Annotated in this window: 9 protein-coding genes and 1 pseudogene; 2 read left to right on the forward strand and 8 right to left on the reverse strand. The window is 75.9% G+C overall.

The genetic code is table 11. From position 1 onward, the window contains the following. Window positions 1-57: 57 nt before the first annotated feature. Window positions 58-849: pseudogene (locus ACZ466_RS06330) on the reverse strand (Nif3-like dinuclear metal center hexameric protein); the annotation flags it as partial. A 292-nt stretch (window positions 850-1,141) separates the two neighbouring features. Between ACZ466_RS06330 and ACZ466_RS06335 the strand changes: the two are divergent. Next, window positions 1,142-1,465, forward strand: a complete 324-nt coding sequence (locus ACZ466_RS06335; RefSeq protein WP_378285760.1) for a DUF6191 domain-containing protein — start codon at window positions 1,142-1,144, stop codon at window positions 1,463-1,465. A 67-nt stretch (window positions 1,466-1,532) separates the two neighbouring features. Then, window positions 1,533-1,931 carry a hypothetical protein gene (locus tag ACZ466_RS06340; protein ID WP_378285759.1) on the forward strand — a complete coding sequence of 133 codons (399 nt, stop codon included), beginning with the start codon at window positions 1,533-1,535 and terminating at the stop codon, window positions 1,929-1,931. Here the strand turns inward: ACZ466_RS06340 and ACZ466_RS06345 are convergent. Genes ACZ466_RS06345 through ACZ466_RS06375 form a run of 7 tightly spaced genes read right to left on the reverse strand, consistent with a single transcriptional unit; the run spans window position 1,915 to window position 12,740 of the window. Beyond that, on the reverse strand, window positions 1,915-2,895 hold the full coding sequence (locus tag ACZ466_RS06345; protein ID WP_378285758.1) for a hypothetical protein: 981 nt from the start codon (window positions 2,893-2,895) through the stop codon (window positions 1,915-1,917). The genes ACZ466_RS06340 and ACZ466_RS06345 overlap by 17 nt on opposite strands. 8 nt (window positions 2,896-2,903) lie before the next feature. After that, window positions 2,904-4,841 (reverse strand): class I SAM-dependent methyltransferase, encoded by a 1,938-nt coding sequence (locus ACZ466_RS06350; RefSeq protein ID WP_378285757.1) that lies wholly within the window; start codon window positions 4,839-4,841, stop codon window positions 2,904-2,906. Then, the gene (locus tag ACZ466_RS06355; protein WP_378285756.1) at window positions 4,838-6,091 is read right to left on the reverse strand and encodes a glycosyltransferase; all 1,254 of its coding nucleotides are present in this window, start codon (window positions 6,089-6,091) and stop codon (window positions 4,838-4,840) included. Before ACZ466_RS06355 ends, ACZ466_RS06350 begins: the two co-directional genes overlap by 4 nt. Further along, window positions 6,088-7,014 (reverse strand): alpha/beta fold hydrolase, encoded by a 927-nt coding sequence (locus tag ACZ466_RS06360; RefSeq protein WP_378285754.1) that lies wholly within the window; start codon window positions 7,012-7,014, stop codon window positions 6,088-6,090. Before ACZ466_RS06360 ends, ACZ466_RS06355 begins: the two co-directional genes overlap by 4 nt. Continuing rightward, a complete protein-coding gene (locus ACZ466_RS06365; RefSeq protein ID WP_464042998.1) occupies window positions 7,002-7,712 on the reverse strand; it encodes an alpha/beta fold hydrolase in 711 nt (236 codons plus the stop codon). The genes ACZ466_RS06360 and ACZ466_RS06365 overlap by 13 nt, the downstream gene beginning before the upstream one ends. Window positions 7,713-7,743: 31 nt before the next feature. Beyond that, entirely contained in the window at window positions 7,744-8,046 is a 303-nt protein-coding gene (locus tag ACZ466_RS06370; protein WP_378285752.1) for an acyl carrier protein, read from the reverse strand. Further along, complete coding sequence (locus ACZ466_RS06375) at window positions 8,043-12,740, reverse strand: beta-ketoacyl synthase N-terminal-like domain-containing protein (protein ID WP_378285751.1); 4,698 nt, start codon at window positions 12,738-12,740, stop codon at window positions 8,043-8,045. The genes ACZ466_RS06370 and ACZ466_RS06375 overlap by 4 nt, the downstream gene beginning before the upstream one ends. Window positions 12,741-12,768: the final 28 nt, after the last annotated feature.

Below are 12,768 nucleotides of genomic sequence, written 5' to 3' on the forward strand. Positions count from 1 at the left end.
GGCCGCGGGCTCGGCTCCGGAGGGCCGGGCGTCCGGCACCGGAGAGGCGCCGTGCAGGCGCCACGCGTCGGTGACGATCGTGGACACCCGGGTCTCCGGCCCGCCCGCCCAGGCCTCGGTGAGGCGCCGCTCGGCGTCGGCCAGCCAGGGCCATTCGGTGGCCCAGTGCGCGGCGTCGACCAGCGCGGGGCCGTCGTGCTCGGCGAACTCCGACGCCGGATGGTGCCGCAGGTCGGCGGTGAGGTAGACGTCCACCCCGGCGGCGCGCGCGGCGTCCAGCAGCGAGTCGCCCGCGCCGCCGCAGACCGCGACGGTGCGGACGGTGCGCGCCGGGTCGCCGGCCGCCCGCACCCCCCAGGCCGTGGCGGGCAGCCCGGCCGCCGCGCGCGCCGTGAAGTCGCTCAGCGGCATCGGCTCGGGCAGCTCCCCGATCCGGCCGAGGCCGCGGCGCGGGTCGTCGGCGTCGGGCGCCAGCGGGCGCAATGGCCCGGTCACCCCGACCGCCCGGGCCAGGGCGTCGGAGACCCCGGGATCGGCCACGTCGGCGTTGGTGTGGGCGGTGTAGAGCGCCACCCCGTTCCGGATCATCCGGTGGACGAGCCGCCCCTTGGGTGTGGTGGCGGCGACGCTGGTGACCCCGCGCAGCAGCAGCGGATGGTGGGTGATGACCAGATCCGCGCCCCACTCCAGGGCCTCGTCCGCCACCGCCGCGACCGGGTCGACGGCGAACAGCACGCGGCCGACCTCCTGGCCGGGGTCGCCGCAGACGAGCCCGACGGCGTCCCACCGCTCGGCCCACGACGGGGGATAGAGCTCCTCCAGGACCTCGATGACATGGGATAGGCGCACGTCCCGCAGGCTACCGGCTCGGACCGCTCCAGCCGAGTCGCCCACGTGGGTCGGAACGGCGCGCCGCGCGGTTTCCCGGGCGCCCGGGCGGTGAGGACGGATATCGGGCGCCACCGGCTATCGTGTGGGTTCTCCCCGGGACCCGGGCGATCCTCGGAATCCCGTGGAGGGGAGGCTTCGCCTGCTCTCCCGTCCGCCGCCACCAGAGGGCGGGATAAATTCGGAGACTCATCGCGTTGGAGTTCCTGTGAGGTCACCCTTCCGTCGCCGCAAGCGCGTCAAGGGCCGTGCCATGGGCACGGCGAAGCCGGCCGCCGAGCCGGAGATCGTCGACTGGCCCCAGGAGGGCACCGGCAAGACGTCCCTGATGGGCGCGATCCGCGGGGACGGCGAGACCGGCGCCGGCTTCGGCGGCGGCATGTTCGAGGACCTGGCGTCCGCGTTCGAGGGCTCCAAGAAGGTCAAGATGGAGGAGCAGGAGGCGCAGAAGACGCGCCGCCAGGACGACCATGAACAGGCCGGCGACACCGCCGCCCGCGACGACCTGCAGTCCGGCAAGATCCGCATCCGGCGGTCCCCTGCGCCCGGCCGGCCCGAGCCCGGACAGGCCCAGTAGCGCCCGGTAAGGAACGTCTGTCCATGTCGCATCGAACGAATGTTCGATCCTGGGTTATCGTGACGGTGTGAGCACGTACGTCCCGCCCGGCTGGCCGTCGCAGGTCCACCCTCCGGGCACCGAGCGCTTCGAGGACACCGCGCTGGCCTGGCTGCTCGAACTCGTGCCGCCCGAGTACCGCCGGTACGGGGTGCTGCGGCGCTACCCGATCGCGCTGGCCAGGATGGCCCGGCACCATGTGAACTCCTCCGTGGAGGCGGCGCGGGAGGGCTTCCGCACGGCCCGGGTCGATCTCGGCGACCTCGTCCCGCCGCACGGGATCGAGGCCGTGCTCGACACCTACCGCCGCGAGGGCGGGCGGCTGGTCGCGCTGCTCCAGGGGATCGAGCTGGTCGAGACGGCCCTGCGCGGGCTGGCCCGGCCCGACGATCCCGACTACCGCCGCCCCTTCACACCGAAGCTCTGACCGGCTCAGCGGCGCTCCCCTCCTCGTGGTCCGCGTGTCCGTGGTCCGCGCGTCCCGCCGGGACGGTGGTGAGGAAGCGGGGCGGGCGGCGGGTCGAGCCCGCGAGGCCCGCCTTCACGTTCTTCCGCACGCGGCGGACGGCGGTGACGGGCACCAGCGCCACGGCGCACCGGCCGACGACCATGCCCCCCAGTGCCCCGGCCTCGCGCGCCGTGTCCAGGGCACGGTCGAGGGACGGTTCTCCCCGCGCGTGCCCGCGGTCCAGGAGGGCGCCGAACGCCTCCAGATCGCGGCCCCTGAGCGCGGCGGCGGCCGTTTCCACGAGGAGTGGATGGCAGCGCGCCTCCGGGGGTTCTTCGTTGGCGCCGGTCTCGATGATGAGGAAGCGCAGGCCCTCCCCTGCCAGATCGCAGGGGATCTGCTCCACACCGTGGTCGCCCCTCAGGAGCAGGGCGTGCCCTGAGCGGGCGCGCAGGCCCGTCAGGTAGGCGGGGTCGCCGTCGGGTACGGACGGCGGGGACGGGGCCTGATGCCCGTTGATGTCCTGGAGGGCCTGGGACACGGCGCAGAAGGTCTCGGCCCCCTGGAGAAGGCCGGTCTGCGCGGGCAGCTCGCGGTTCACCACCATCTGGGCCGCCGGTACGTCGTGGGCCTCCAGGGCCCTGAGCGCTGGGACCGCCCACGCGGGCGGCTCGCCTTCCGTATGGCGGTCGGCGTGGTGGTTCATGGAGTAGAGGTCGAGCGGGCCTTCTCCTACGGCGACGATCGCGCCCCAGGGAACGGCCACGGTCAGGCTGCGTTCCCCAGGGCCGGGCCCTTGAGGGCCGGGGCCGCTGCTCAGGAGGGTGAGCGCGCCGGGCGCATGCCGCACGCTGCCTGGCGGCCTCCCGAAGATCCGCTCGAACACGTACGCGGTGATCCTGATGTCCGGGGCGGCCGGTTCGGCGACGGCCCGGGTTTCCATGGTGCTGATCAGCCTTCGTCCTTTCGCGCCAGTAGGCGGTAGGCGTTGCTCGTCCCCGGAATCAGTGGAAGCAGCAGCCGCTCCAGCAGCACGGCCAGGGCCAGCAGTGGCCCGGCGCAGGCCAGCCCGGCCACGCGCAGCGCGCGCTTGGCGAGACGGGTGATGCGGTGGCCTCCCCCTGGCGGGGCCCAGGGACGGGACGGGTCCGGGGCGAGCGCCGTGAGCGCGGTCAGCACCGAGAACGCCAGGTCGTGAGGCTGCCTCGCGCCACGCCGCTCTCGGGCCACCACGTGCATGCCGCGCGCGGCCAGGGCCCGTTCCAGGTTTCCGATCGGGATCATGTGCAGGTGCTGGGGTTGCAGCCAGGAGCCCCAGCGGCGGCCCAGCAGCCGGGCGGTACGGCATTCGGGGTCGGGCAGCTCGATCAGCAGGTGCCCGCCCGGCCCGAGGACCTTCACGGCGGCGTCCAGCTCGCCGAACGGGTCGGGCGTGTGCTCCAGGTAGTGGTGCATGCTGACGATGTCGTAGCGCCCGGCGAGGTCGTCCACCAGGTCGGGGAAGCAGCCCCGGAAGGCGCGCCGCAGCCAGCCCCGCCGCGCGCCCTCGTCCACGCCCGCTCCCAGGTCGAGACCGTCGAACTCGGTCTCGGGGAGGACCTGCCTCGCGGTACGGCAGAAATGGCCGTGCCCTGTTCCCACGTCCAGCCACGTACGCGGGCCCAGGTGCACGGCGGCCAGTTCCGCGCGCGCTTGGTAGGCGGGCCCCTGCATGGCGAAGAGCCGCTCGCTGGCCGCCGCTCCCAGGCCGCCGTACGCGTCCCGGTAGTAGAACTCCAGGCCCGCCTGGTTGAGCCGCGGGTTCTGGAAGATGTGGCCGCATTCGGCGCAGCGGTCGAGGGTGAAGCGTCCCGGCTTGGCCTGGACCACGTCCCGGCTCGTCACATGCTCTTCCAGCGACCACGACCCGCACCACGGGCAGTCGTCCCTGCGAGGGTCGAAGAAGCGCTCGATCCCCTCGGTCAGGTCGTCCCGGTAGTGGGCGCGGGCTTGGGTCTCGCCCTCCACCCGGTCCCACTCCCATGCGGTCACGGGTGCGCGCAGGGTCTGCCACCAGCTCCAGGGCGTCTGCACCAGGCGCAGCAACGCCGACCGGTGCAGATCGCGCGGCGCCAGCGCCGTCTTGGCGAAGACCACGTACGGGACGAGGCAGTAGGCCGCGACGGCGAGCATCCCCCAGGCGATGTCGGCGGCCAGGGCGAGCCACACCATGGCGTAGCCGAGCGCCGATCCGCCCAGGATGCCCCACGGCGAGACGCCGAGACCGCGCAACCAGGCCCTCCGTGCGGCGCAGGCGGGCGCGCGCGGGGTGGTGTGCCCCGCAACGACCGCCAGGTCCGCCGCGAAGCCCTTCCCCTGGCGGCGCGGCTGCGCGCACTGCCGCAGCCGTGCGGTGGCGGCCCCGTACTCACCCGGCTCCAGCGGACCGGGCGGGAGTCCTGCGCGTTCCAGCACATCGCCTGCCACGACCGTGGCGAACCCTACGCCGCACCCCACGGCGAGGGGGTCGTCCCGGTACTTCCTGGGGTCGAAGCCACGGGCGAAGTCCAGGGCCCTCTGCACGGGCAGATCCGAGGGAATCAGGTCGAGGACCTGAAGCTCGCGTGCCCGCGCATGAGCGAACGCGGCCCTCCTCGCCTGGCCGCTCAGCACGGCCTTCTCCGCGGTGAGCATCTCGTACGGCCCGTACGGCCCCTCCGCCCCGCGCCCACCGGCCGCCCAGCGCAACGGCTCGTACCGTCCGGCCGGGGCGACTCTGCGCAGGCAGATGATCCGCCTGCGCAGGCGCACCGCGTTCAGCAGCACCCCCGAGCCGACCGCCAGGGGCAGCAAGGCCCTGGGCGCGCCCGTGACGGCCGCGGCGGTGGCGGCGGCCGCGTCCAGGATCACGCCAGCTTCTCCAGGCGGTCGGCCGCGTGCGCGGCGCCACCGGCCGCCGCGAACGACTCGGCGACCCGGGCCGCCGCCTCCCGGTAGGCGGCGTTCTCCAGCACCGAGCCCAGCGCGGCCCGCAGCTCGCCCGGCCCGACCCGGCCGTACCGCACGGTGATGCCCGCGCCCGCGCCCACCACCTGCCGCGCCACAACCGGCTGGTCCGCCCGGATCGGCGCGACCACCAGCGGCAGGCCCTGCGCCAGCGTCTCGCAGACGGTGTTGTGCCCGCCGTGCGAGACCACCGCCGACATCCGCTTCAGCAGCGACAGCTGCGGGACGTGCTCGCGCACCAGCACGTTCGGCGGCGGGTCGGGCAGCGTCGCGGGCGGCGCCACGAACACCGCGCGCACGTCCAGGCTCCGCACCGCCTCGGCGGCGACCCGGAAGAACCGCTCCCCGGCCGGCCCGTCGATGGTGCCCAGCGAGACCAGCACCGCCGGACGGCCGCCGCCCTCGTCCAGCCACTGCCACGGGAAGTCGCCCGCCGCCGGACGGCGCAGCGCGGGCCCGACGAACGCGAAGTGCCCGGGGAAGAACGAGACGTCCCCGATCAGCGCGCCCGTGGTGAACGCCAGCACCAGATGGTCGGAGAAGCGCAGGTCCAGCAGGTCATCGATGCCGTGGTCGAGCTGGAACTCCCCGATCAGGTCCCGGACCCACTCCTCCACCAGCGGCATGCCCGCCAGCGGCCGGGTGAACTCGGCCGACGTCGTGGCCGAGGTGGCCCACGGCAGGCCGCGCCGCCGGGCCGCGACCGGGGCCGCCAGCACCTGCTGGTCGCCGATCACCACGTCCGGGTGGAACCGCTTGATCGCGTTCTCCACCCCGGGCATCATCGCGTGCCCCAGCGGGACGATGAACTCCTCCCACAGGAACCGCAGCGCCGCCGGGCCGCGCAGGCCGAGCCACTCCCGGCGGGCCTCCTCCAGGCGGGCCGCGAACGCCTCGTCCTCCGCGGTGAAGATCATCGAGCCGCGGCGCAGCAGCGGTTCGAGGAAGGCCCGCTGGCCCACCCAGGCGACCTTGTGGCCGCGCCGGACCAGCTCCGCGCCCACCGCCACGGTGGGGTTGACGTGGCCGGTCAGCGGCGGGACCGCGAACAGGAAGCGCCGCCGCGCCCCGCCCTCCCCGGCCGCGGCCGGGGGCCGGGCCACCGAGCCGTCCTCGCCCAGCAGCGAGGGCACCTTCACCCTGCGCCCGCTCACCAGACCGCACCCCCGCTCAGGACGGCCGCCCGGAGGACACCGGAACCGGCGAAACCGGAACGCGTGGACGCAGTGCGGGCGCCGGAACGTGCAAGCCCGCGATGGGCGCCGGCGGGGCTCCTCGTACCCGCATGGTCGGACAGCCAGGGCAACATGACCTCCAGAAGCTCGGCGGTGCCTTCGCTCAGCACGCTGTGCGCGTGGCCCGCCAGGGTGTGCAACGTGCAGTCGGGTACGGAGGCCAGCAGCAGCCGACCGGCCTCGCCCACATCGGAGTGCTCCCCGTACACCGCGAGCACCGGGCAGGACAGCGCGGCGAGCGCACCCGGCGGGACCGGTTCCACGGCTGCCAGGTCCTCCAGCAGGCTGGTGCCGTTGACCAGCGCGTCCGCGGTGGCGGCCTGCCGCCCGTGCCGCCGCCAGCCGATCGACAGCAGCTGGTCGGCGAGCCGTTCGTGCTCCAGCACCAGCGCCGACCTGCCGAGGGTGTTGAGCATGGACTCGGTCCACTCGGCGGGGCGCTCGGACGGCCCGTACGCCTCGACCAGCACCAGCCCGGCGACGCGCCCGGGCCGGGCCAGCGCCGCGTTGAGCGCGATCACGCCGCCGAAGCTGTTGGCGACCAGGTGCACCGGGCGCCGCTCCCCGAGGGCGTCGAGCACGGCGAACAGGTCGGCGACCGCGTCCGCCATCCCGTACCCGGTCGGGGTGCGCCCGGACCGCCCGTGCCCGCGCAGGTCGTACAGGACGGTCCTCGCCCCGGACTCGGCGACCGGGGCGGCCAGCGTGTAGTAGAAGCTCGACAGGTTGTCCATGACCAGGCCGTGGACGAACACCACGACCGGCGCGCCACGCCCGGCCGGGCCGGCGGGGTCGAGCGTCTGGACGTGGAAGCGGTTCCCGCGCGCGATCAGTTCAGGCATGGGCTGGGCTCCTCGGCCAGGAAGGCTTCGAGCAGCGGCCCCAGCCGGTGCCGCGCGGTGAGGTGCAGGTCGTGACCACCCGGCAGGACGTGGCAGCGGGCCGCGGGCAGTGCCTGGCCGACCAGGTCGCAGGCCGCGCGGAACGGCGAGTCCTCGCCCGCGACGGCCAGTACCGGCACGCCCTCCAGGGCGCCCAGATCGGCGGCCGTCACGGCCGGTTCGGCGGCCAGATCGGCCAGTACGCTCGTCTGCTCCAGCAGGGCGCGCACGCCGCTGCGCCGTCCCGGCTCGCGCGCGAGCAGGGCCGGGGCCGGGACGCCGCCGCACGCCCCGGCGAACGGCGGGTCGATCAGCGCCAGCCGGGTCACCCGGCCCGGGTGGGCCCGCGCGAACCGCACGGCGACCGCCGCGCCGTAGCTGTGCCCGGCGAGCGCGAACGGCGGCAGGCCGGCGGTCAGCGCCGCCAGGTCGGCGGCCAGGGTCGCGGTGTCGTAGCCGGTCGGGGTGCGCTCGCTGAGCCCGTGCCCCCGCATGTCGGGAAGCCGCACGGGGCGGGTGCGGGCGAGCGCGGGGGCGACCGTGAAGAACCAGGACGCGGCGCTGCCGGTGAACAGCCCGTGCAGCATCACCAGCGGCTCGGCCGTCCGCGGGCCGGCTCCGGGCCGTCCCGCACCCAGGTCCACGACGTGGAAACGCACGCCCCGCGCGTGCACGAAGGGGGCCAACGGTTCAGACCCCGGCGGTCGCGGCCGGGGACTCCGGCCGCGACTCGATGTGGCGCACCAGGTCGCCGACCGTCATCCGCATGATCTGGTCCAGATCCATGCCGGCGACGAGCGAGGCCAGGTCGGCACGGTCGCCGAAGCGGCGCCGCAGCCGCTCGGCCAGCGCGACGAACTCGATGCTCTCCAGCGCCAGGTCCTCGTTCAGCGTGGTCTCCGGTCCCACGTCGCCCTCCAGCAGGAAGTCGTCGCCGACCACGTCGACCAGCATCTGGACGACCTCGGAGAGGACGCCGTCCGCGCGTGTCATGCTCTCTGCTCCCCCGTTTCCCCGTTGCCCGTTCCGTCGCGGCCGTCCTCCCGGCCGCCCTCGTCCCCGCCACCGTCGTCGGGCGCCGCGACCGTCCAGGCCACGGCGTGCCCGTCCAGCAGGCACGACTCCACCTCCGCCACCCGGCCGGCGGCGAGACCGGCCGCCCGTGCCGCGCGGCGCATCGCCTCCGAACCGCCGGCGGCGCCGTCCCCCGGGCCGTCCCCCGGGCCGTCTTCCGGATCGCCGACCGGCACGACCGCGATCCCGGCGGGCTCGGGAGCGGGCCGCACCAGCGCCGCGCCCAGCTCGGCCGTGCTCGCGACCGCCACCGTCAGGTCCGTCTCGAACGGCCCCGTCACGATCGGCCGGCCCTCCCCCGGGCCGCCGGCCGCGCCCAGGTCCTCGTGCACGGTCAGCTCGGCCGGGAACAGCGGCCCGTGCCCCCGCTCCCACAGCCAGTACCGCACCGCGTCCTTGATCGCGATCCGGCCCAGCAGCCACGGCCCGCGCTCGCGCGGCCGCAGCCGGTGGTACACCTCGCGCTCGGCGGCGCCGAGGTACTGCCGCATCAGCAGGTCGCGGGCGGACGAGCCGTCCCAGTGCCGGCGGGCCAGGCACCAGCCGCCCGGCCGCGGGTCGCCCACCCCCGACACCTCCGGGGTGAACTTCATCCGCCAGGTCGCCTCGTCGGTGGTGAAGCGGCGCGTCGTCCACGCCTCGATCCGCCCCCAGACCGCCCCGCCCGCGGACCGGGTCATCTCGACGTCGTACTTGACGATGGTCTCCGACATCGACCGGTTCCAGACGGTGGTGTCCAGCCGCTCCCCGGCGGGCGGCGGCGGGCCGTAGAAGGACACCCGGCCGATGCCGATCGGGAAGACGGTCTGATCCTTCTCCCCGTACACCTGGATCCAGTGGCCGCACAGCTGCCCGGCGCTGTCCAGCAGCGCGCCCGGCGTGGCGGACGCGGCCAGCACGCCGCGCAGCCCGTCGCCGGCCATCGAGCAGATCTCCGAGACGCCCTGGAACAGCGGCCCGTGGAACATCCACCGCTCGTCGTAGAGTTGCGCGGCCGTCACCGGCGGCGGGCCCTCCCCGTCCAGCGGGCTGCGGTCGTCCAGGGTCCGCAGCGGGACGGCCGGGTACCGCTCGGCGAGCAGCACGGTCCCGTCGGCGTGTCCCTGCACCGACACCCGCACCCGGCGCGGCCCGGCCGCCCGGAAGCCCTCGTCCCGGACGAGCTGCGCCCGGATGTCGGCGGTCGTCGGCGGGCAGGCCACCACCCAGCGCAGCGCCCGCACGTCCTCGAACCCGACGACCACCAGCTCGGGCAGCAGCTCCCGGGCGGTCTCGGCCATCACCTCCAGGAGGGTGGTCAGCGGGACGACCGGGAACCGGTCCGACATCTCCGGCCAGCCCGCGGGCTGCTGGATCACGCAGTGGTCGGTGAGGTACGGCATCGCCTCCAGCGAGAAGGTGCGGGAGGTCGTCAGCTCCGTGACCTCCGGCTCCCGCACCGGCCCGGCCGCCCCGGCGGCGCGTGTCCGCGGTCCGGCGCCGAAGTCCCGGTCGAGGCCGGGGACGCCGCCGCCGGCGACGCTCCCGTCGAAGCCCGGATCGAACTCGGAGTCGATCCCGATGTCCTGGCCGGCGACGGCCTCGGCGTCGGCGCCGCCGGCCGGGCCCAGCGCGTCCACCACGCTCTGCGCGGTGGCCGTGGCCTCCCGCAGCAGCGCGTCCAGCTCGGCCATCACCGGGTCGCGCGCGGGCAGCTCGGGCCAGCCGCCGTCCCCGCCCGGCCAGGCCGGCACCAGCGGCGGGACGGCCCCGTCCAGCCGGACCAGCGGGGTGCCCAGGTCGAGCCTGATGCCCGTGGGCCCCTGGTGGCCGCCCGCGTCGCCGGCGCCCGGGAACGGCGCCGTCCCGGCACCGGCCGACCCGTAGCCCTCGGCCCAGAGCGCGGCCACCACCCGGCGCAGCTGCGCCATCCCGTCGCGCTTGGGCACGTTCACCGCCAGTGCCAGATGATCGCGGCCGCCCAGCCGGTCGCCGACGAACCCGGTCAGGCTGCCCGGCCCGACCTGCACGAACGCCCGGACGCCCCAGCCGTACAGCTCCTCGATCAGCTCGCTGAACCGGACCGGCTCCAGCAGATGCCGGATGACCAGCTCGCGCACCTCCGCCGGGTCGGACGGGAACGGCGCCACCGTCGTCGCCGACCACAGCGGGTACCGCGGCTCCCGGATCGGCAGCGCCCGGAACGAGCGCCGCGCCGCCTCCAGGTGGACCCGCGCCATCGGGGTGTGGAACCCGGACCGGAACGGCAGCTCCTGCCCGAGGACGCCCTCGGCGGCGAGCCGTCCGAGCACCTCCCGGACCGCCACCGGGGGCCCGCAGATCACCGACTGGTGCGGGCAGTTGTCGTGGCTGACGACCACGTCGCCGCGGCCGCCGAGGACCTCCTGGGCGCGGTGCGCGCCGCAGCCGAGCGCCGCGTACGCCGCGTCCGGCATCCGCAGCGGCGGTTCGTCGTCGAGCGCGGCGATGAAGGAGTTCACGGCCTCCGGCGGGTACATCCCGGACACGATCATCGCGGTCCACTCGCCGAGGCTGTGCCCGGCGGCCACGTCCGGCTCGATGCCGAGCCGGGCCAGCGCGGCGGCCAGCAGCCGGCCGGCGGCGATCACGTCGGCGGCGTGGCCGAGCGCGTCGGAGCGGCCGGTCAGCCGCGGCGGCTCCAGTCCGAAGTGCGCGGCGATGTCGTCGATCCGGGGCTCGAAGGCGGGCTCGAAGCCGGGGAACAGGAACGCCGTGCGGCCCGCGCCCGTCCCCGCGCCCGTCCCCGCGCCCGTGCCGGGGCCCGTGCCGGGGTCGCCGCCGAGCATCGGCCGCGGCGTGAACCAGATGTCGCTGCGCCCCCGCCACGGGGTGCCGCGGGCGACGACCGCGCGGGCCAGGTCGAGCTTGCGCGCGGTGGGCTCGACGATCGCGACCCGGCACACGCCCGCGCCGCCTCCGGCGGGGGACTCGCCGCGCGCCATGAGCTCCTCGTCCGGGAGGGAGAGCAGGTCGTTGAGGGCGTCCGGGGACGAGGCCGACAGCCGCAGCACCGCCTCGGCGCCCGCCTCGGCGCCCGTCCCGACGCCTTGGCCGCCGAACCGCCCGGCGCCGCCCGCCGCGAAGACCCTCCGCAGGCCACGCCCTGAGGCCGGGGACGCCGACGACGCGGGCGGCTCCTCCAGCACCACGTGCGCGTTGGCGCCGCCGAACCCGAAGGCGTTCACGACGGCGCGGCGCGGCATCCCCTCCACCGCGGGCTCCCACTCCGCCAGCTCCCGGACGGGCCGCAGCCGGGTCCCGGCCAGGGCGGCGTGCGGCTCCTCGATGTTCAGCGTCGGCGGCAGCACCGCGTCCCGCACGGCGCACGCCGCCTTGATCAGCCCGGCCATCCCGGCGGCGGGCATCGCGTGCCCGATCATCGACTTGACCGTGCCCAGCCACAGCGGCGGCCCGCCGCCGGCCCCCGGGCCCGCCGGCGCGGTCCCGAAGACGCGCCGCAGCGTGGCCAGCTCCGCCTCGTCCCCCGCCGGGGTCGCGGTGCCGTGCGCCTCGACCAGCCCGGCCGCGCCGGGCTCGGCCGGGTCCAGACCGGCGTCCCGCCAGGCCCGCTCCACCGCGAGCACCTGCCCGTCCACCTGCGGGCTCATGATCCCGCCGGCCCGGCCGTCGCTGGAGGACCCGACGCCGCGGATCACCGCGTGCACCCGGTCGCCGTCGCGCTCGGCGTCGGCCAGCCGCTTCAGCAGCACCATCCCGGTGCCCTCGGCCAGCAGCGTGCCGTCGGCCGCCCGGTCGAACGGGCGGATCCGCTCGCCCCGGCTCAGCGCCCGCAGCCGGCTGAACACGCTCCACACCGTGACGTGGTGCGCGTGGTGCACGGCCCCCGCCAGCATCGCGTCGCACTGCCCGGACCGCAGCGCCCGCACCGCGTGCTCCACCGCCAGCAGCGAGGACGCGCACGCCGCGTCCAGCGTGTAGGCGGGGCCGCGCAGGTCGAACCGGTTGGCGATGCGGGACGCGGCGAAGCTGGGCACCAGCCCGCCGGAGTCCTCGGCCCGGCCGAGCCGGGCCCGGAACGCGGCGCCGATCTCGGCCAGCCGGTCCCCGCCCAGCTCCGGCAGCAGCTCGGCCAGCACCCCGGTGACCTGGTGCGACACGCTCACCAGCTGGTCGAACCGGGCCACGCCCGGGGTCAGATAGCCGCCGCGGCCGATGACCACGCCGATCCGCTCCCGGTCCGGCAGCCGCTCCTCGCCGCCCGCGTCCGCGATCGCCTCGGCGGCGGTGCGCAGCGCCAACAGCTGGTCGGGCTCCATCCCGGCCACCGCGGCCGGCATGATCCCGAACCGGGCGGGATCGAACGTGGCGAGGTCGTCGATGAACCCGCCCCGGCGGCAGTAGAAGCGGTCGCTCTCGGGCGGCCGGTCGTAGGCGCCCGGGTCGTAGTAAACGTCGGGGTCCCAGCGGTTGGGGGGCACGTCGCGGATCGCGTCCACGCCGTTCTGGACGTTGCGCCAGAACGCGGCGGCCGTCCCGGCCCCGGGGAAGATCGCCCCGAGTCCGACGATCGCGATCGGCTCGGCGGCCCCCGCCCCGGCCCCGCGGCCGGCGGGGCTCCCGCCGCCGCTCATGGGCCCCACCTGGCCGCCACCGCGGCCT

It is taken from the genome of Actinomadura rugatobispora, assembly GCF_055379765.1.

What these genes read in the sequence shown, in the direction of transcription:
- ACZ466_RS06360 (WP_378285754.1), bottom strand. Translation starts at nt 7,014, where the DNA reads ATGCCTGAACTGATCGCGCGCGGGAACCGCTTCCACGTCCAGACGCTC.
- ACZ466_RS06345 (WP_378285758.1), bottom strand. Translation starts at nt 2,895, where the DNA reads ATGGAAACCCGGGCCGTCGCCGAACCGGCCGCCCCGGACATCAGGATC.
- ACZ466_RS06335 (WP_378285760.1), top strand. Translation starts at nt 1,142, where the DNA reads ATGGGCACGGCGAAGCCGGCCGCCGAGCCGGAGATCGTCGACTGGCCC.
- ACZ466_RS06375 (WP_378285751.1), bottom strand. Translation starts at nt 12,740, where the DNA reads ATGAGCGGCGGCGGGAGCCCCGCCGGCCGCGGGGCCGGGGCGGGGGCC.
- ACZ466_RS06370 (WP_378285752.1), bottom strand. Translation starts at nt 8,046, where the DNA reads ATGACACGCGCGGACGGCGTCCTCTCCGAGGTCGTCCAGATGCTGGTC.